Raw genomic sequence first — 18,305 nt, forward strand, 5'->3', positions numbered from 1 at the left:
CTCAGGAGAATCCGTTCCCGCGGGTCCCCAGTCCGCGGACCAGCGCGGCAAGTTCCGGATGCGACACCGATTCTCCTGAGTTAGCCACACACACACGGACACGGACACGCGGACACACACAGCCGGAGCTCCCGCGCGGTGCGCGGGAGCTCCTCAGGGTGGGGCGGGGCGGGTCTAGACGGTGAAGGGATCGGGCGTGAGCGTGTACTTCGTCGAGAGGTACTCGTGGATGCCCTCGAAGCCGCCCTCACGGCCGAGGCCCGACTGCTTGACCCCGCCGAACGGGGCGGCCGCGTTGGAGATGACGCCCATGTTGAGCCCCATCATGCCGGTCTGCAGGCGCTCAATCATCCGCTGCCCGCGGGCCAGGTCCTTCGTGAACACGTAGCTGATCAGCCCGAATTCGGTGTCGTTGGCGATCCGCACCGCGTCATCCTCGTCGACGAACGGGATGATCGACAGCACCGGCCCGAAGATCTCTTCGCGCAGGATGTCGCTGCCGGCCTTCACCCCGCTGATCACGGTGGGCTGGTAGAAGGTGCCGACGCCCTCGATCGCGGAGCCGCCGGTGAGCAGCGTGGCGCCGCGCCGGACGGCGTCCTGCACGAGCGTGTCGGCTTTCGCGACGGCGTCGTCGTTGATCAGCGGGCCGATCGTGACGCCGTCTTCGGTGCCGCGCCCGACGGTGAAGCCGTTCACGCGCTCCGTGACGCGGCGCGCGAATTCCTCGGCGATGGAGGCGTGCACGACGAACCGGTTCGCGGCGGTGCAGGCCTGGCCGATGTTGCGGAACTTGGCCATGATCGCCCCGTCAACGGCCCGGTCGAGGTCTGCGTCCTCGAACACGATGAACGGGGCGTTGCCGCCGAGCTCCATCGAGGTGCGCAGCACGCCCTGGGCGGACTGCTGGATGAGCTTCTGGCCGACGGCGGTCGAGCCGGTGAAGGAGAGCTTGCGCAGCCGCGGGTCGGCAATGATCGGCCCGGCCACGGCCGAGGAGGTCGAGGTCGTGATCACATTGACGACACCGGCCGGAAGACCGACCTCTTCGAACAGTTTGACCAGGTAGAGGGTGGTCAGCGGGGTGAGCTCGGCCGGCTTGATGACGACCGTGCAGCCGGCGGCGAGCGCCGGGGCGATCTTCCGGGTCGCCATGGCGAGCGGGAAGTTCCACGGGGTGATCAGGAAGCTCGGCCCCACCGGGTGCTGGGTGACGATCATCCGGCCGGTGCCCTCGGGGTTGGTGCCGTAGCGGCCGCTGATCCGCACGGCCTCCTCGCTGAACCAGCGCAGGAACTCGCCGCCGTAGGCGACCTCGCCGTGCGCCTCGGCCAGCGGCTTGCCCATCTCGAGCGTCATCAGCATCGCGAACTCGTGCTTGCGCTCCTGCAGCAGGTCGAACGCGCGGCGCAGGATCTCGCCGCGCACCCGCGGCGGGGTGGCGGCCCAGCTGTCCTGAGCCTCCACGGCGGCGTCGAGTGCGGCGGCGCCGTCTTCGACCCGGGCGTCGGCGATCGTCTTGATCACCTTGCCCGTGGCGGGGTCGAACACCTGGAGCGTGCCGCCATCGGCAGCCGGTACCCACCGGCCGTTGATGTACAGCTCGTTGGGTACCTGCGCGAGCAATTCGGATTCTGAAATGTGCAACACAATGCCTCCTCGGAAAGTCTGCTTCAAATCTAGCCGGTCTGAGCAAGAACTTCGCCCGGCCGCAGCGGAAGAGAGTCGTCTCGGTGACTGACGACGACGGATTCCGCGGCAGCCGGACGAAAATACGCTCAGAACCGCTGCATTCGGTCCGTGCCGGCCCGCACTTCGCGGATGCGCGCACGTTCCGGCGGTCGATCACCGGGCGCCGAGAGTCGCCGTTCCTGCCGACAGTCGCCGTTGCACCGGGGATTCTCGGCGTAATCGGCGATTCTCGGCGAGGGGATCCACCGGCGGCTCGAGCGCGGATGATATACGATCTGTGATACGTTGGCCGGATCGTATCGGAGATACAAGGGAGTATTCCATGGCAGTGACGCCTCGATCGGTAGCGACCACCAGATCATGCTGATTCCACAGGTTCCGGGTGCCGGCGAACACGGCACCGGGGGTGCGCCGGGCAAGATCATTGCCGTGCACCTCAACTACCCGAGCCGCGTCGCCCAGCGCGGCCGCACTCCGGAGCAGCCCGGGTATTTCCTCAAGCCGGCCACCTCGCTCGCCGTGAGCGGGGCTCCGGTCGAACGCCCGGCCGGATGCGAGCTGCTCGCCTTCGAGGGAGAGATCGCGCTGGTCATCGGGCGCCTCACCCGCCGCGTCACACCCGAGGAGGGCTGGGCGGCCGTCTCGCACGTCACCGCGGCCAACGACCTGGGCGTCTACGACCTGCGCCACGCCGACAAGGGCTCGAACCTGCGCTCCAAGGGCGGCGACGGCTTCACCCCGCTCGGCCCGGTCTTCCTTCCCGCCGAGGGGCTCGACCCGGCCGGCCTGCGCCTGCGCACCTGGGTCAACGGCGAGCTCGTGCAGGACGACACGACCGCCGACCTGCTCTTTCCGTTCGGCCGGCTGGTGGCCGACCTCTCCCAGCTGATCACGCTCGAGCCCGGGGACGTCATCCTCACCGGAACCCCGGCCGGGTCATCCGTTGTCTCGCCCGGCGACGTCGTCGAGGTCGAAGTGGATGCCCCCGACGCCCCCGGCGCGCCGACAACGGGCCGCCTCGTCACCCCCATCACCGGGGGCGCCGTGCCGCTGGCCGCGTGGGGCGCCGGGCCCAGGGTCGACGACCTGCAGCGCGCCGAGGCCTGGGGCTCGGCCGAGGCCGCCGGCCTCGTGCCGGCGGCTGCCCCCGCGGACGCGCCGGCGGATGCCCCGGCCGCGTTCACCCTCACGCCCGAGCTCATCGCCCGGATCAACAGCGTCGGCACGGCCACCCTCAGCTCCCAGCTGCGTAAGCGCGGCCTGAACAACGTGTCCATCGACGGGCTCCGGTCGACCCGGCCGGAGGCCCGCCTCGTCGGCCGCGCCCGCACGCTGCGCTACATCCCGAACCGGGAAGACCTGTTCGAGTCCCACGGCGGCGGGTACAACGCCCAGAAACGCGCCTTCGACGGGCTCGGCCCGGGCGACGTGCTGGTGATGGAGGCCCGCGGCGAGCGCGGCACGGGCACGGTCGGCGACATCCTCGCCCTGCGCGCCCAGGTGCGCGGCGCCGCCGGCCTCGTCACCGACGGCGGCGTGCGCGACCTCGTGGCCGTCTCCGCCCTGGACATCCCCACCTACCACGCCGGCGGGCACCCGGCCGTGCTCGGGCGCCGCCACGTTCCCTGGGACGTGGACGTGACCGTCGCCTGCGGCGGCACATCGGTGCAGCCCGGCGACGTCATCGTCGGCGATGCCGACGGGCTGCTCGTCATCCCGCCGCACCTGGTCGAGGAAGTCGTCACCGCGGGGATCGAACAGGAACGCGAGGAAACGTTCATCGCCGCCATGGTCGCCGCCGGCGAGGGCGTCGACGGCCTGTACCCGATGAACGCGGCCTGGCGGGCACGCTACCTGGAGGCGCGGGACGCATGAGCGCCTCGGATGCCGCCGGCGTGAGCAAGTCCCAGCTCGCCTACGGGTGGATCCGGGAGCGCATCGCCGACGGCCGGTTCAGCCCGGGCTACCGGCTCGTGCTCGGCCAGATCGCCGGCGACCTCGGGGTCAGCGCGGTTCCGGTGCGCGAGGCCATCCGGAAACTCGAGGCCGAGGGCCTGATCACCTTCGAACGCAATGTGGGCGCCCAGGTGGCCATGCTGAACGCCGCCGAGTACGAAGTCACCATGCAGACGCTCGGCCTGGTCGAGGGGTACGCCACCGCCCTGGCCGCCCCCACGATCAGCGTCGTCACCCTGCGCAAGGCCAGGGCCGTGAACCAGGCGATGCGGGAGAACCTCACCCACTTCGAACCGGCCAGCTTCACCCGGCTGAACGCCGAATTCCACACGCTCCTGTTCGAGACCTGTCCCAACCCGCACATCCTCGACCTGGTGCACCGCGGCTGGACGCGCCTGAACGCGCTGCGCAGCTCGACCTTCAGCTTCGTGCCGGGCCGGGCCCCCGAATCCGTCGCCGAGCACGACGCGCTGCTCGACCTGATCGAGGGCGGGGCGGACCCGCTCGACATCGAGCTCTGCGCCCGCAACCACCGCCTGTCCACCCTCGACGCCTTCCTCGCCCACCACGCGTAACACCGATCCGGGCAGCACGCAGGCACCGGATCAGAGAGCAGAGACAATGAAGTTCCGCAGCAATCCAGCCCAGATCAAGGGCTCCATCGCGCCCCTGATGTCGCCGTTCACCGCGGACGGGGCCGTCGACCACGCGGGCCTGGTCAACCTCGTGAACTGGCAGCTGGCATCCGGCACCCACGGAATCTCGATCGGCGGCTCGACCGGCGAGCCCAGCTCGCAGACCATCGCCGAGCGCGCCGACGCCATCCGCACGGTCGCCGCCGCGATCGACGACCGGGTGCCGTTCATGCCCGGCACCGGCTCGGCCAAGCTCGACGAGACCCTCGAGCTCACCGCTGCCGCGCAGGATGCCGGCGTCGACGCCGCCCTGATCATCACGCCGTACTACGCCCGCCCCACCCAGGAGGCGCTCTACGTCTGGTACAAAACGGTCGCCGAGGAGTTCCCCGACCTGCCGATCGTGGCCTACAACGTGCCCAGCCGCACCGCTGTCGACATCGGCCCGGAGACCATCGCGCGCCTCTACCGCGATTTCGACAACTTCGTCGGCGTCAAGGAGACGACCAAGGACTTCGAGCACTTCTCCCGGGTGCTCCAGCTCTGCGGTCCCGACCTGCTGGTCTGGAGCGGCATCGAGCTGCTCTGCCTGCCGTTGCTCGCCCTCGGCGGCGTCGGCTACATCAGCGCCACCTCGAACATCGCCCCGGTCGCCCACGTCGAGATGTACAACGCGTGGATCGAAGGCGACATCGAACGCGCACGGGAGATCCACTACGGCCTGCACCCGCTCGTCGACCTGCTCTTCGTCGAGACCAACCCGGCACCGGGCAAATGGGTGCTCGAGCAGCGCGGCCTGATCGCATCCGGTTTCGTGCGCCCGCCGCTGATCACGCCGACGCCTGAAGGCATCGAAAAAATGACCAGGCTGCTGGCCGCGGGCGAGAAATACCTCTCCCCGGTCGACGGCTTCACCGTGAAGGGAGCATGACCATGCCCGACCCCGCCTCCGCCGCCGCCCGCGCGGCCCAGATGCACGCCGCGCCCACCCACCACGCGGCCGCCGCCCACTACATCCCGGAGAACCTGCCGACCCGAATCCAGCACTTCATCGACGGCGAGTTCGTCGACAGCGCGTCGGGGAAGACGTTCGACGTGCTCGACCCGGTGTCGAACCGGAGCTACGCCACGGCCGCCGCCGGGCAGGCGGAGGACATCGACCTGGCCGTCGCCGCGGCGACGCGCGCGTTCACCGACGGGCCCTGGCCCCGGATGCTCCCCCGCGCCCGCGCGCAGGTGCTGAACCGCATCGCCGAAGCGATCGAGGCGCAGGATGCCCGGCTGGCCGAACTCGAAACCTTCGACACCGGGCTGCCGATCACGCAGGCCCTCGGCCAGGCGCACCGCGCGGCCGAGAACTTCCGCTTCTTCGCCGACCTGATCGTGGCCCAGGCCGACGACACGTACAGCGTGCCGGGGCGGCAGATCAACTACGTCAACCGCAAGCCGGTCGGTGTCGCCGGCCTGATCACCCCGTGGAACACCCCGTTCATGCTGGAGAGCTGGAAGCTCGCCCCCGCGCTGGCCTCCGGCTGCACCGTCGTGCTCAAGCCGGCCGAGTTCACTCCGCTGTCGGCGAGCCTGTGGGCGGAGATCTTCGCCGCCGCCGGGCTGCCCGCCGGGGTGTTCAACCTGGTCAACGGGATCGGCGAGGAGGCCGGCGACGCGCTGGTGAAGCATCCGGGCGTCCCCCTGATCTCGTTCACCGGCGAGACCACGACCGGCCAGCTGATCTACCGCAACTGCGCCGCGAACCTCAAGGGCATGTCGATGGAGCTCGGCGGCAAGTCGCCCGCCGTCGTCTTCGCCGACGCCGACCTCGACGCGGCGATCGACTCGACCCTGTTCGGTGTCTTCTCGCTCAACGGCGAGCGCTGCACCGCCGGCAGCCGCATCCTGGTCGAGGCCAGCATCTACGAGGACTTCTGCGCCCGCTTCGCGGCGCGCGCCCAGCAGATCGTGGTCGGCGACCCGCACGACCCGAAGACCGAGGTGGGCGCGCTCGTGCACCCCGAGCACTTCGCCAAGGTGATGAGCTACGTGGAGCTCGGCAAGTCCGAGGGCCGCCTGCTCGCCGGCGGTGGACGGCCGGCCGGCCTGCCGGAGGGCAACTACGTGGCGCCGACGGTGTTCGCGGATGTCGCCCCGACGGCGCGGATCTTCCAGGAGGAGATCTTCGGCCCGGTCGTGACGATCACCCCGTTCGACACCGACGCGGAGGCCCTCGAACTGGCCAACGGCGTGAAGTACGGGCTGGCAGCCTACCTCTGGACCTCGGACCTCACCCGCGCGCACACCTTCGCGCACGCGGTCGAGGCCGGCATGGTCTGGCTGAACTCGCACAACGTGCGGGACCTCCGCACGCCGTTCGGCGGGGTGAAGGCCTCCGGTCTCGGCCACGAGGGCGGCTACCGGTCGATCGACTTCTACACCGACCAGCAGGCCGTGCACATCTCGCTCGGCGTCGTGCACACCCCCCGCTTCGGCGCGCGCTAGCCGCCGCTCGGGCTGTGAGGGGCCGCATATCGACCTTCATTGCCGTCAGGAAGGTCGATATGCGACCCCTCACGGACGGGGCCCCGTCCCGCACCGTCACGAACCCACTCAACGAGGAGACCTCCCATGAACCCCCAGCCCACCTCCACCCCGCCGGACATCATCCGCGCCGCCTACGCGGAGCTGATCGTGACCGACCTCGCCGAGTCCCGCGCGTTCTACGTGGGCGTGCTCGGGCTCGTCGTCACCTACGAGGACGACGAGGCCATCTACCTGCGCGCCTTCGAGGAATACCTGCACCACTCCCTGGTGCTGCGCCTCGGCCCGGTCGCCGCCCTCGCCGCCCTCGCCTACCGGGTGCGGTCGCAGGACGAGGTCGCGGTCGCGGCCGACTATTACCGCGAGCTCGGCGCCCGCGTCGAGCCACGCCCGGCCGGCGCGACCCGCGGCGTCGGCGAGGCGGTCAGGGTCGAGGATCCGCTGGGCTTCCCGGTCGAGTTCTTCTACGACTCCGAGCACGTCGAACGTTTCACCCGCCGCTACGACGTGCACGGTGCCGGGGCGATCTCCCGCCTCGACCACTTCAACGTGATGACCCCCGACGTCGAGGCCGCCCGCGCCTACCACGAGGGCCTCGGCTTCACCGTGTCCGAGGACATCCAGGATGCCGAGGGCACCACCTACGCCGCGTGGATGTACCGCAAGCCCACCGTGCACGACGTCGCCCTCACCGGCGGCGACGGCCCGCGCCTGCACCACATCGCCTTCGCCACGCACGAGCAGCACCAGATCCTGCACATCTGCGACCACCTCGGAGCCCTGCGCCAGTCGGACAAGATCGAGCGCGGTCCGGGCCGGCACGGCGTCTCGAACGCGTTCTACCTGTACCTGCGCGACCCCGACGGGCACCGGATCGAGATCTACACGCAGGATTACTACACCGGCGACCCGGACAACCCCACCCTCACCTGGGACGTGCACGACAACCAGCGCCGCGACTGGTGGGGCAACCCGGTCGTGCCCAGCTGGTACAGCGAGGCATCCGCCGTGCTCGACCTGGACGGCGTCGTGCGCCCCCTGGTCGCGCGCACCGAGCCGGCCGAGGCGGCCGTCACGATCGGCGCCGACGGCTTCTCGTACACCCGCGAGGGCGAGCCGAGCCCCGAGTACAAGCTCGGCCACCAGCTCTAACCCGTCCCCCATTCCCCATCCCCCATCCCCGTCCCCCGTCCCCACCCCACATCCCCGCGAGACCGCGAGACCGCAGTTGTGCGCGCTATGACGCACGTTTAACGCGCACAACTGCTGTTTCGCGGGAAAGAAGGGCGGGGAAAAAAAGGGGGGGGGTATGGGGAAGGGGGAAGGGGTCAGGCGGGAAGGGGTCAGGCGAGGAAGGCCAGCGCGGCCTGCTTGAACTCGCGGGAGGTCAGGGCGTTGATGTGGCCGCGGCCGGCGAGTTCCAGGTACTCCGAACCGCGCGCCCGCGCGATCTCCGCCACCCCGGCCGGGATCGTGTCGGCCCCGCCGGCGACGTAGAGCACCGGGATTCCCGGCGGCACGTCGAGCGTGGCGCCCGCGACTCCCTGCACGCAGGCCATGAGCGCGTCCCGGTCGGCACCGGCCTGGATCGCCGCGCCGAGCACGGCCGCGATCGTCGGGTCGGCCGGCAGGTCGCCGTGGGTGACGAAGCGGCGCACCGCGTCCGGGTCCCAGGTTTCGAAGAGTTCCAGCGGCCCGGCCCCGCCGAGCACGACCCGCCGCACCCGCTCGGGCGCCAGCTGGGTGAGGGCCGCGGCGACGCGCGAGCCCATCGAGTAGGCGATGACGTCGACCTGGTCGAGTTCGAGCGCGTCGAGCACGGCGACGAGGTCGGCCGCGAGCTGGCGCGGCGCGTAGTCGGCCGCGCGGCGGGGAGCATCGCTGCGCCCGTGGCCGCGCAGGTCGGGGGTGATCACGCCGCGTCCGGCATCCGTGATCGCGCGCACCCAGCCGGGGGTCGACCAGGTGACCGCGGCCGTCGACGCGAAGCCGTGCACGAGGAGGATGGGGCGCTCCCCCGGCACGTAGTCGTAGGCGATCCTCACGCCGTCGAGGCGCCGGGCTAATTCGGCCACCGCTACCGGACGCTCACTCAGCGGCACCTACTCGACCATGTCAGACGTGGCGAGGGCGGCGCCCAGGTGAGCCATTTCGGCCAGGGCCGCCTCGCTCGTGTCCGCCGAGACCCCGGCGACCAGGTCGGTGAGCACGCGCACGTGCTGGCCGTGCTCGAGCGCGTCGACGACCGAGGCGCGCACGCAGTAGTCGGTGGCGAGGCCGACGACGTCGACATCCGTCACGCCGTTGGCGATCAGCAGTTCGCCGGTCTTGTCCCCGCCCTCGGAGACGCCGTCGAAGATGGAGTACCCCGGGGAGCCCTGTCCCTTGCGGATGTGGATGGTCTCCTCGGGCAGCAACAGGGCCGCGTGGTAGTCGGCGCCCGGCGTGCCCGCGACGCAGTGCACCGGCCAGGTGGTGCTGAAGTCGGGCTCGCCCGCCGCGGCGAAGTGGCCCGCATTGTCACTGTCGGCATCGTGCCAGTCGCGCGACGCGAAGACGACGTCGTAGGCGTTCGGATGCGCCGCCAGCAGTTCGGTCACCGCCGAAGCCACGGCGCCGCCGCCCGCCACAGCGAGCGCGCCGCCCTCGGTGAAGTCGTTCTGCACGTCGATGATGAACAGTGCCCTGGTCACGGATTTCTCCTTCGCTTCAGTTGTTCGAGAGGTTGTCGCCGCAGCGGAAGAACCCCGTCGTAATGGTATCGATGGCCTGCTTCGCATTATCGCTCACATCACCCAGCGCGTATACGGCGAAGGTCAGCGGGGTGCCGTCGGCGGCGTGGATGATGCCCGAGAGCGTGTACCCGGTGTCGATCCAGCCGGTCTTCGCGAAGACCGCACCGTCGGCGGCCGAGTTGGCGCCGGCGAACCGGTCGCTGTAGGAGAGCGACCCGGTGCGCCCGGCGACGGGGAGGCCGTCGGCGATGACGCCCAGGCTGCCCTCGCGCCGGTGGACCTTCACGAACAGGCGGGTCAGGTAGGCCGGGGCGACCGCGTTGTCGACGCTCAGGCCGGAGCCGTCCTTGATCACGATCCCGGTCGTGTCGATGCCGTACGGCTCGAGACCGTCGACGATGCTCTGCTGCAGCGCGTCGAACGTGTTCCCGGCGCCGGATGTCACCGCGACGAGCCGGGCGAGCATCTCGGCGACGGCGTTGTCCGAGACGATCAGCGACTCTTCACCAGGGTGGATACCGGCTGGGACGACACCGCGGCGAGCTTCGCGGCGCCGGAGGGGGCGGTGCCCCGGCTGATCGACACTCCGCCGCCGAGGGCGTCGGCGAAGGCCTGCCCGGCCCGGCCGATCGGGTCCTCGCTGCGCGGCGAGGTGCCCCGGTACGGGTCCTCGCGGTCGCCGTCGACCTGCAGCGCGGTGATTTCGGGCATGTAGCCGGCCGCCAGTTCCGTGCGCGCCCAGCCGGGCTGCCAGCCGGGGCCGCCGAAGAGCGAGGCGTCGAGCACGAGCGAGGTGATCGGCGTGCCGGGGTGCGCCGCGGTCCACGCAGCGGCGGTCTGCCTGGCCAGCTCGTCGAGGTGCGCGGCGCCGGCGTAGACGGATTCGTTGCCCGACGGCGTGCGGGACAGCGTCACGTCTCCCCCGCCGACGAGCACCACCTGGCCCGGTTCGCTGCCGGCGACGACGGTGGTCGTGGCCCGGTAGTCCGGTCCGAGCACGCTGAGCGCGGCGGCGCTCGTGAGCACCTTGAGCACGCTGGCCGTGCGGGTGGCGGTGCGTCCGCCGCGGTCGAAGAGCACCTCGCCGGTTTCCGCGTTGACCACCTGCGCCTGGAAGTCGGCGAGTCGGGGATCAGCGGCGAGGCCGGCCACCGAGCAGGTGCGGAGGCGCCCCGGGACGGTGGTGGCGGCAGGGACGGGACGGGCCGTCGGCTGCTGCGGCTGCGCGCTCGCGGCGGGCACGGCCGCGGTGGGACTCACGGCGGCCACGGGCCTCCGGCCGGCGGCCCCGGCGCCGACGGCGACCATGGCGCCTCCGAGCAGGGCGAACAGGGCGGCCCCGGCGGCGACCCGCACGGCTGCGCGGTGCCGGGCGAGGAACGACCGACCGGCGTGGGCCGACCGGCCGGCGCGGGCCGACCGGCGGTCGAGCGGGGGATCCGGTTCGTTCACCCCAGCATGCTAGCCGCCCGGCCTGACCGATTCCCAGCGTCGGCCGGCCCAGCGGAAATGGGCCCCGGGGCAACGGGCCCTCAGACCGGGAGCGATTCCAGCCGGCGGTGTTCCAGCCACTCGTCGAGCACGTCGGCGGGGAGGGCCTTCGAGAGGAAGAAACCCTGCGCGTGGTCGCAGCCCTGTCGCACCAGGGCGTCGTAGGCATCCGCGTCTTCGACGCCCTCGGCCACCATCCGCAGGCCCAGGCTGTGCGCGAGGTGGATGGTGGACGACACGAGCGCGGCGGCCCGGAGGTCATCGGCCATGGGGATGACGAATGAGCGGTCCAGCTTGAGCTCGTCGATGGGCAGGTCCCTCAGGTAGGCCAGGGAGCTGTAGCCGGTGCCGAAGTCGTCGACGGCCAGACGGATGCCGCCCGCACTCAACTCGGTCAGGATCGCCCGGGCGCGCTCCCGGTCGGCCATCAGGAATTCCTCGGTGATTTCGAGCATGAGGGCGGATGCCGGCAGTCGCCTGGCCGCGATCATTCCGATCACGCGCTGCGGCAGGTCCGCGTCGACGAGCGAACTCGCCGACAGGTTGACGGCGACCGTCATCGGCCGGCCCTCGGCCTCCCAGACCGCGGCCTGGTCCAGCGCCTTTTCGAGCACCACCTCGGTCATCCAGTGCATCAGGCCGGCCTCCTCCACGAGCACGAGGAACGCTTCGGGGTAGAGCAGGCCGCGGGCCGGGTGCTTCCACCGGACGAGGGCTTCCACCCCGTGCACGGTGCCGGTGGTGAGGTCGATTTTGGGTTGGTAATGCAGCACGAGCTGGTCGTCGCGCAGGGCGATGCGCAACTCCTCCAGGGTGCGGAGACGGTCGTCGCCGTGGCTGTTGTCGACGCTCATGTAGATGTGATGGCCGCTGCGCGCCGCCTTGGCCTTGTACATCGCCATGTCGGCCTTGCGCAGGAGCACCTTGAGGTCGTCGCCCTGGTCGGGAGACAGGGCGATCCCGATGCTGACGTCGACCTGCAGCGCGATCCCCTCCAGCGTGAACGACTCGGCCAGCGCCGCGCGCAGCTTCACGGCCACGGCCACGGCCTGGTCCCGGCCCGCGTTGTCGAGGAACACCGCGAATTCGTCGCCGCCCAGCCGCGCCAGCAGGTCACGGCCGCGAAGGTGCGTCGACAATCGAACACCCACTTGCACCAGGAGCCGGTCGCCGACGTCGTGGCCGAGGCTGTCGTTGACCTCCTTGAACCGGTCCAGGTCCAGCAGCAGCAGTGCGCTGTGCCCGTCCTGGCGTGATGCCAGGCGCTCGGGGACATCCGCGTAGAGCGCCCGGCGGTTCGGCAGCCCGGTCAGGTCATCCGTGAGCGCCTGCCGACGCAGGTCGGCCATTTTGACCAGCTGACGGAAGGCCAGCTGGGTGCGAACCACCGCCAGGACCAGGGTTCCGCCGGCGAGGGCGACCGCGAGGGCCGACACGGGCAGCCGGGTACCCAGGATCAGCACGCCCAGCGCCGCTGCCGTTGCTGCGGCCGGCACCAACAGGCCCCACGCGCCCTTGAGCCCGCGACTCCCCGCGCCGGCCGGACGCGTCGCGCCGTCGACCCACGTGGCCACGAGGGCGAGGCCGAGGGTCCAGGCGGCATCCAGCATCGTTTCCAGCCGGTAGCCGGCACCGCGGCCCATCAGTGCCAGGACGACATCGGATGCCGCGAAGATCAGGAACCCGCCGATGAGCAGCACCCAGCGGCGTCCGAGCCGCCGGCTGCGGAGTCCAGGATCGGGCTGAGCAGCACCGCCAGCACCGCGGCCGTGCCGAGCGCGCCGACCGCGCTGTCCAGCAGCACCGAGGACGCCAGGCCGCCCAGCTGGCTGCGCACGAGCGCGAGCAGGGCCGCCAGCATCAACACGTAGAAGAGCAGGTAGCCGGCGTCGGCGGCCGACGGGAAGGGAAGCTCGCTCCCGGTGGCCGTCGCGGCGACCGTATAGCTGTCCGCGAGCGCGAATGCGGTAACCGCGGTTGCGGCGAGGATGACCTGGAGGCTCCGGAATCCGACCCGGGACGCGGCAACCCAGCACACGGCCACCGGAACCCAGTCGCAGAGCAGCGACAACCAGACCTGCGCCGGCGAGCCGGCTTCGGCACCGGGGAGCAGGAGCCCGACGGTGAAGAGGCCGAGGGCGGCCCACAGCGCCCAGAGGGGCCAGGCACCGGACCGGTCGCCGCGGCCCCCGGAGCGCCGGGCGACCAGCATGCTTGACTGCACAAAACCCCCCGATTAGCGGACGATTTCACGGTATCTCAGCGGGGGCGTCTTGCCCAGAGCCCTCCTGCCTCCGGGGCTAACCCAGTCCGGGTGCCCCCCAAGAGCGGCAGGCAGCCTGCCCGGCGGCGGCCGGACTCTTCGGATTACTCGCCGGGGTAGGCCAGCCCGATCTGGTCGCGCACGGCGTCGAGGGTCTCCATGATGGCCACGACCTCTTCGGTCGGGAGGATGTCGCTCGACGTCTTCCCGGCGCCGATGACCTGCTCCATTTCCGCCGCCTGGAAGTGCATGCCTCGGCCGGCGACCTCGGCGGTGAAGCTCTCGACGATTTCGTTGTCGCTGCCGCGAACGTGGATGGTGGTGGGCGAGTACCAGACCTGGTCGATGTCGATCCGCCCCTGGGTGCCCAGGATGGTCGCCGTGTTCGGCCCCTGGGTGTCGCTGGCGGAGAGCGTCGTGGCGATCTGCCCGCCCGGGTAGCGGAAGATCGTCGCGACCTGGGCGTCGGCTCCGGTTTCCTTGAACGACGCGCTGGCGAGGATCGTCTCGGGGCGCCCGAACAGGTCGGACGCGAACGACAGCGGGTAGATCGCCAGGTCGAGCAGCGCGCCGCCGCCGAGGGCCAGGTCGTTCAGTCGGTGCTTCGGGTCGTCGGGGAGGTCCTGCGTGTGGTCGGCGATCAGGGTGTGCACGTCGCCGAGCGTGCCGGCAGCGATGATCTCGCGCACACGCACCATGTGCGGCAGGAACCGGGTCCACATTGCCTCCATCACGAGCAGGCCGAGGCTCGCGGCCAGGTCGACGATCTCGCGCGCCTCGCGGCCGTTCATCGCGATGGGCTTCTCAATCAGCACGTGCTTGCCCGCCTTCAGCGCGAGCGCGGCGTTCTCGGCGTGGAACGGATGCGGGGTCGAGACGTAGATGATGTCGACATCCGGATCGGCGACCAGCGCTTCGTAGCTGCCGTGAGCGGTCGGGATCCCGAACCTGGCCGCGAAGGTGTCGGCGGATTGCTGGGTGCGGGAGCCCACGGCCTGAACCTGGAAACCGTGCAGCACGAGGTCGGCGGTGAACATGTGGGCGATTCCGCCCGTGGCCAGGATGCCCCAGCGAAGAGTGTCGGTCATGCTGCAAGCCTAGGCCGACGGGAACCGGCTGACTTGCGGAGAAAGCACCTTCGTCGTGACGTGGAAGGTACTTTGTCCGCAAGTGGGCGTGCGGCACAGCGTGGGGCCGCCTATCAGAATCGAACTGATGACCTATTCATTACGAGTGAATCGCTCTACCGACTGAGCTAAGGCGGCGTGACTGCCGATGCTCCCCGCGAAGGGAGACTCGGTGACACAGCATCCAAGCTTAGCCGGTCGGGCGGGTGAAGTTGTACAGCTCGGAGAATGACGACGCCAGGGAGTCGGACAGGGAGGTTGCGCTGTCCTCCTCGGCCCAGCACCGCCAGGCGTGCCGCATGGCGGCCACCGCGACCAGGCTGAAGAGCAGGGCGCGCTGGGCGAGGCCCGGCGTTCCGGACCGTTCCGGGTGGTCGGCTTCGAATCGGCGCGTCACGATGTCGAGCAGCCGGGCCTCGAAGTCGCGCAGGGTCGCCATCCGCAGGCCGAACAGGTAGGTGCTGTCCTTCAGGACGGCCTGGCGCAGCTGGTGGATCTCGCGGTCGGTTTCGCTGCGTTCCAGGCTTTCCGCGAGCAGTACGGCGACCTGGCCGAGGATGTCCCCGTCCGGCCCGCCGTGCACGAAGGCCTCGATGGCCTCCTCGGAGGCCAGGTCGGGGGTGTCGCCGAGCAGGGCGGCATCCTTCGAGGGAAAGTAGTTGAAGAACGTGCGTGGGGAGATACTCGCGGCGCGGCTGATGTCCTCGACCGTGACCTTTTCGAGGCCGGTCTGCAGCGACAGGCTCAGGACCGCGTGCTGGATGGCCCGCCGGGTTGCGAGCCGCTTCCGCTCCCGAAGCCCGGGCTCTTCGGTGTCGGGTGACATGTCGTCAATTCTTCCATATGAAGCGGCCCGCGGGAGAGCCGGGATGGCGTCAGTACGCCCGTATCAGCACGCCCGTATCAGCACCGGGGATCCGTCTCGGGCACCGCCCCGGTCAGAAGGTAGTCGTCCACGGCGTCGTTCACGCAGTCGTTGGACTTGTTGTACGCGGTGTGACCTTCGCCCTCGAAGGTGACGAGGTGGCCGCTGTCGAGCTGGGCGGCGAGGTTCTTCGCCCAGACGTAGGGCGTCGCCGGGTCGTTGGTGGTGCCGATGACGAGGATGGGCGGGGCCCCCTCGGCCGTGATCTCGCTGCGCTCCCCGGTGAAGCTGTGCGGCCAGTTGGCGCAGCCGATGTCGCCGAAGGCCATGTAGCGGCCGATGGTCGGGGCCGCGGCCTCGATCTCGGCGGCCTGGGCGCGCATCGTGGCCGGGTCGTCGTTATAGGCGTAGTCGATGCAGTTGATCGCCGTGAACGCCTCGGTGGAGTTGTCGGCGTAGCTGCCGTCCTTGTTCCGCCCGTTGTACTGGTCGGCGAACTGGAAAGCGTAGTCGGCCTCGCCCGCCAGGACGCTCTCGAACATGTCGCTCAGGTACTGCCACGCGGTCGCCTGGTAGAGGGGGTAGATGATCGCGGTGAGCAGGGCGTTCGAGCCGAGTTCGCGGCCGTCCTTCGCTGCGATCGGGCTCACGTCGACCGACGCGAGGAGGGCGCCGATGGTGTCCATCGCCTGGTCGACGGTGCCGGTGAAGCGGCATTCCGACCCGGCGAGGCAGTCGGCGAGGTAGGCGCGCAGGGCGCTTTCGAAGCCCTGTGCCTGCACCCGCGTCACGTCGAAGTTGCTCGTCGACGGGTCGAGGGCGCCGTCGAGCGCCAGCCGGCCCACCTTGTCGGGGTACAACTCCGCGTAGCTGGCACCGAGGAAGGTGCCGTAGGAATAGCCGAGGTAGTTCAGCTTCTTGTCGCCGAGCACGGCACGCAGCAGGTCGAGGTCGCGCGCGGCGCTCTCCGTGTCGACGTGTCCGAGCAGCGCTCCCGTGTTCGTGTCACAGGCCGCGCCGAAATCGGCGGCGGATGTCTCGAGTTCCTGGATCCAGGCATCCGTGCCCCGGGGCGCACTGGTGAGGCCGTAGAGGTATTCGTCCATCTGGGCGGGCTCGAGGCAGGTCACCGCAGAGGAGCGACCGACCCCGCGCGGGTCGAAGCCGACGATGTCGAAGCCGGCCTGGAGTTTCTCGTCGGCGGCGTAGTCGAGTGAGTCCTTGACGAAGTCGTAGCCGGAGCCGCCGGGGCCGCCCGGGTTCACCAGCAGGGAGCCGACGCGCTTGTTCCCGGTGGCAGGGTGCCGCACGAGGGCCAGGTCGATGTCGCCGGCGGCGGGATCGGTCCAGTCGAGCGGGGCCGTCGCGGTCGTGCATTGCAGGCCGTCGCCGCAGTCCTTCCAGCGCAGCACCTGCGAGTAGAACGGGTCGAGTGCGTTCTCGACGTTTTCGCCGGTCGGCGTCGACGTGGCGGGGGATTTCTGCGGGAGGAACCAGGGCACACACCCGCTGAGGGTCAGGGTGAGCACCAGCGCGGCCGCCACGGCGGCGACCGGTGACGTGCGGACGCGTATTCGTCTGGTCAACGGATTCCTCTTTCCTGGGCTGCGTCCGCCGGCATCAGCGGCGGCGAATCGCGCTCACCAGCATCGCCTCGAGGGCGAGCGCCGGTGCCACGTTGGATTCAATTCTCTGCCGCGCAAGCGCGATCGCATCCATTGTCTCCAACGTTGCTGCCTGAGTGCTGGATGCGCCGCCCGAGCGCAGCTCGGCGAGGAGTTCGCGGTTGATCACGCTCGCCTCGCGTCCCAACTGCACCATGAGCACGTCGCGGTAGAGCGAGGTCAGATCGACGAGGATGCGGTCGATCCCGTCACGCAGGCTGCGCGTCGCCCGGCGTTTCTGGTCGTCTTCGAGCGCCTTCAGCTGGCTGCGCAGGGCCGGCGGCACGGACTGGCCGGGCTCCACGCCGAGAGAGCGCAGCACGCCCTCGCGCTCCTCGGCGTCGCGCTCTTCGGTGATCGCCTTCGCGTCGTCGCCCGCAATCGCCAGCAGGCGGGCGGCAGCATTGACGGCCGTGGAGACCCCGCGGATGCCGAGGGCCGTGCGGAGCGTTTCCTCGCGCCGGGCCCGCGCCTCCGAGTTGGTGGCCAGCCGGTGGGCCATGCCGATATGGCTCTGGGCTTCCCGCGCGGCGCGCTCGGCGATCGCGGGGTCGACGCCGTCGCGTGCTATCAGCAGTGCCGCGACGTCTTCGACGCTGGGCACCCGGAGGCGCACGGTGCGCACGCGAGAGCGGATGGTGGGCAGCAGGTCGGCCTCGCTCGGCGCGCAGAGGATCCAGACGGTGCGCTCCGGCGGCTCCTCGAGGGCCTTGAGCAGCACGTTCGAGGTGCGTTCGACCATCCGGTCGGCGTCTTCGACGACGATCACCCGGTAGCGGCCGACGGACGGCGAGTACTGCGACCGTGCCACGACCTCCTTGACGCTGTCCATCTTGATGATGACGCCCTCGGTGGTGAGCACGGTGAGGTCGGGGTGGGTGCGCGCGGCGACCTGGCGCTCGGTGGCCTCTTCGTCGTCGGCGCTCCGGCTGAGCAGGGCCGCGGCGAAGGCGTACGCGAGGTTGGAACGCCCGGAGCCGGGCGGGCCGGTGATCAGCCAGGAGTGCGTCATCGACGCCGACTCCCCGCCGGTGGCCCGGCCGGTCGAGCCCCCGCTGGTCGAGCCTGTCGAGCCCCCCGAGCGCGCGGCAGCGGCCCGGAAGATGGCGATCGCATCGGCCTGTCCCGTGAGCTCGTCCCACAATGCCATTTATCTAGGCTACCGTCCTCCTGCGACACTCCCCCGCGAAGACGTCTCGGGTTGAGTTGCGGAGAAAGTACCTTCAATTTGTGAACGCGCGCGATGTCAAGCTGAGTGGAGCCACTCGGGTTAGTTTGTGACGGCTGTGTCGGGGATGTTGATTCCGACGGTGCCGGCTGGTGCGGGTGTTCTTGGTCGCGC

The 18,305-nt window shown here is 70.3% G+C and carries 16 protein-coding genes and 1 tRNA gene; 5 read left to right on the forward strand and 12 right to left on the reverse strand.

The window, feature by feature from the left end:
* Window positions 1-174 precede the first annotated feature (174 nt).
* The gene (locus tag E3T54_RS04505) at window positions 175-1,641 is read right to left on the reverse strand and encodes an NAD-dependent succinate-semialdehyde dehydrogenase (protein ID WP_370254875.1); all 1,467 of its coding nucleotides are present in this window, start codon (window positions 1,639-1,641) and stop codon (window positions 175-177) included.
* Between the two features lie 411 nt (window positions 1,642-2,052).
* Here E3T54_RS04505 and E3T54_RS04510 point away from each other — a divergent pair, with 411 nt between their 5' ends.
* The 5 genes from E3T54_RS04510 to hpaD all read left to right on the forward strand — a co-directional run bounded on the left by E3T54_RS04510 (window position 2,053) and on the right by hpaD (window position 7,970).
* The gene (locus E3T54_RS04510; RefSeq protein ID WP_134474744.1) at window positions 2,053-3,567 is read left to right on the forward strand and encodes a fumarylacetoacetate hydrolase family protein; all 1,515 of its coding nucleotides are present in this window, start codon (window positions 2,053-2,055) and stop codon (window positions 3,565-3,567) included.
* Window positions 3,564-4,223 carry a GntR family transcriptional regulator gene (locus E3T54_RS04515; protein ID WP_092322967.1) on the forward strand — a complete coding sequence of 220 codons (660 nt, stop codon included), beginning with the start codon at window positions 3,564-3,566 and terminating at the stop codon, window positions 4,221-4,223. Before E3T54_RS04510 ends, E3T54_RS04515 begins: the two co-directional genes overlap by 4 nt.
* Window positions 4,224-4,269: 46 nt before the next feature.
* Window positions 4,270-5,214: a 4-hydroxy-tetrahydrodipicolinate synthase gene (gene dapA, locus E3T54_RS04520; RefSeq protein ID WP_092322966.1), complete on the forward strand. Its 945-nt coding sequence runs from the start codon at window positions 4,270-4,272 to the stop codon at window positions 5,212-5,214.
* 41 nt (window positions 5,215-5,255) lie between these two features.
* Window positions 5,256-6,779 carry a 5-carboxymethyl-2-hydroxymuconate semialdehyde dehydrogenase gene (gene hpaE / locus E3T54_RS04525; protein WP_134474755.1) on the forward strand — a complete coding sequence of 508 codons (1,524 nt, stop codon included), beginning with the start codon at window positions 5,256-5,258 and terminating at the stop codon, window positions 6,777-6,779.
* 126 nt (window positions 6,780-6,905) lie between these two features.
* Window positions 6,906-7,970, forward strand: a complete 1,065-nt coding sequence (hpaD, locus tag E3T54_RS04530) for a 3,4-dihydroxyphenylacetate 2,3-dioxygenase (protein ID WP_134474745.1) — start codon at window positions 6,906-6,908, stop codon at window positions 7,968-7,970.
* Between the two features lie 191 nt (window positions 7,971-8,161).
* Here hpaD and E3T54_RS04535 read toward each other — a convergent pair whose 3' ends face one another.
* From E3T54_RS04535 to E3T54_RS04580, 11 genes are all read right to left on the reverse strand, one after another.
* Window positions 8,162-8,893: an alpha/beta fold hydrolase gene (locus tag E3T54_RS04535; RefSeq protein WP_134474746.1), complete on the reverse strand. Its 732-nt coding sequence runs from the start codon at window positions 8,891-8,893 to the stop codon at window positions 8,162-8,164.
* Window positions 8,894-8,920: 27 nt separating this feature from the next.
* Entirely contained in the window at window positions 8,921-9,511 is a 591-nt protein-coding gene (locus E3T54_RS04540; RefSeq protein WP_134474747.1) for an isochorismatase family protein, read from the reverse strand.
* Window positions 9,512-9,527: 16 nt separating this feature from the next.
* Window positions 9,528-10,019: a D-alanyl-D-alanine carboxypeptidase gene (locus tag E3T54_RS17210; protein ID WP_241977058.1), complete on the reverse strand. Its 492-nt coding sequence runs from the start codon at window positions 10,017-10,019 to the stop codon at window positions 9,528-9,530.
* 26 nt (window positions 10,020-10,045) lie between these two features.
* Window positions 10,046-11,005 carry a D-alanyl-D-alanine carboxypeptidase gene (locus tag E3T54_RS17215; protein WP_241977059.1) on the reverse strand — a complete coding sequence of 320 codons (960 nt, stop codon included), beginning with the start codon at window positions 11,003-11,005 and terminating at the stop codon, window positions 10,046-10,048.
* Between the two features lie 80 nt (window positions 11,006-11,085).
* A complete protein-coding gene (locus tag E3T54_RS04550; RefSeq protein ID WP_134474748.1) occupies window positions 11,086-12,744 on the reverse strand; it encodes a bifunctional diguanylate cyclase/phosphodiesterase in 1,659 nt (552 codons plus the stop codon).
* On the reverse strand, window positions 12,720-13,268 hold the full coding sequence (locus E3T54_RS04555) for a hypothetical protein (protein ID WP_134474749.1): 549 nt from the start codon (window positions 13,266-13,268) through the stop codon (window positions 12,720-12,722). The genes E3T54_RS04550 and E3T54_RS04555 overlap by 25 nt, the downstream gene beginning before the upstream one ends.
* Window positions 13,269-13,411: 143 nt before the next feature.
* The gene (locus tag E3T54_RS04560; protein ID WP_134474750.1) at window positions 13,412-14,395 is read right to left on the reverse strand and encodes a Gfo/Idh/MocA family protein; all 984 of its coding nucleotides are present in this window, start codon (window positions 14,393-14,395) and stop codon (window positions 13,412-13,414) included.
* A 101-nt stretch (window positions 14,396-14,496) separates the two neighbouring features.
* Window positions 14,497-14,572 (reverse strand) — tRNA-Thr (locus E3T54_RS04565).
* Window positions 14,573-14,624: 52 nt separating this feature from the next.
* Complete coding sequence (locus tag E3T54_RS04570) at window positions 14,625-15,260, reverse strand: TetR family transcriptional regulator (RefSeq protein WP_134474751.1); 636 nt, start codon at window positions 15,258-15,260, stop codon at window positions 14,625-14,627.
* Window positions 15,261-15,337: 77 nt separating this feature from the next.
* On the reverse strand, window positions 15,338-16,885 hold the full coding sequence (locus tag E3T54_RS04575; protein ID WP_134474752.1) for an alpha/beta hydrolase: 1,548 nt from the start codon (window positions 16,883-16,885) through the stop codon (window positions 15,338-15,340).
* A gap of 34 nt (window positions 16,886-16,919) precedes the next feature.
* A complete protein-coding gene (locus tag E3T54_RS04580; RefSeq protein ID WP_134474753.1) occupies window positions 16,920-18,113 on the reverse strand; it encodes a DNA polymerase III subunit delta' in 1,194 nt (397 codons plus the stop codon).
* Between the last annotated feature and the right edge of the window lie 192 nt (window positions 18,114-18,305).

The organism is Cryobacterium sp. Sr8 (genome assembly GCF_004403225.1).
Taxonomy (GTDB): domain Bacteria; phylum Actinomycetota; class Actinomycetes; order Actinomycetales; family Microbacteriaceae; genus Cryobacterium; species Cryobacterium psychrotolerans.

Bases quoted from the DNA above. Each gene is read 5' to 3' on its own strand.
- E3T54_RS04580 (WP_134474753.1), bottom strand. From the start codon at position 18,113: ATGGCATTGTGGGACGAGCTCACGGGACAGGCCGATGCGATCGCCATC.
- E3T54_RS04570 (WP_134474751.1), bottom strand. From the start codon at position 15,260: ATGTCACCCGACACCGAAGAGCCCGGGCTTCGGGAGCGGAAGCGGCTC.
- dapA (WP_092322966.1), top strand. From the start codon at position 4,270: ATGAAGTTCCGCAGCAATCCAGCCCAGATCAAGGGCTCCATCGCGCCC.
- hpaE (WP_134474755.1), top strand. From the start codon at position 5,256: ATGCACGCCGCGCCCACCCACCACGCGGCCGCCGCCCACTACATCCCG.
- E3T54_RS04515 (WP_092322967.1), top strand. From the start codon at position 3,564: ATGAGCGCCTCGGATGCCGCCGGCGTGAGCAAGTCCCAGCTCGCCTAC.
- E3T54_RS04510 (WP_134474744.1), top strand. From the start codon at position 2,053: ATGCTGATTCCACAGGTTCCGGGTGCCGGCGAACACGGCACCGGGGGT.
- hpaD (WP_134474745.1), top strand. From the start codon at position 6,906: ATGAACCCCCAGCCCACCTCCACCCCGCCGGACATCATCCGCGCCGCC.
- E3T54_RS17210 (WP_241977058.1), bottom strand. From the start codon at position 10,019: ATGCTCGCCCGGCTCGTCGCGGTGACATCCGGCGCCGGGAACACGTTC.
- E3T54_RS04560 (WP_134474750.1), bottom strand. From the start codon at position 14,395: ATGACCGACACTCTTCGCTGGGGCATCCTGGCCACGGGCGGAATCGCC.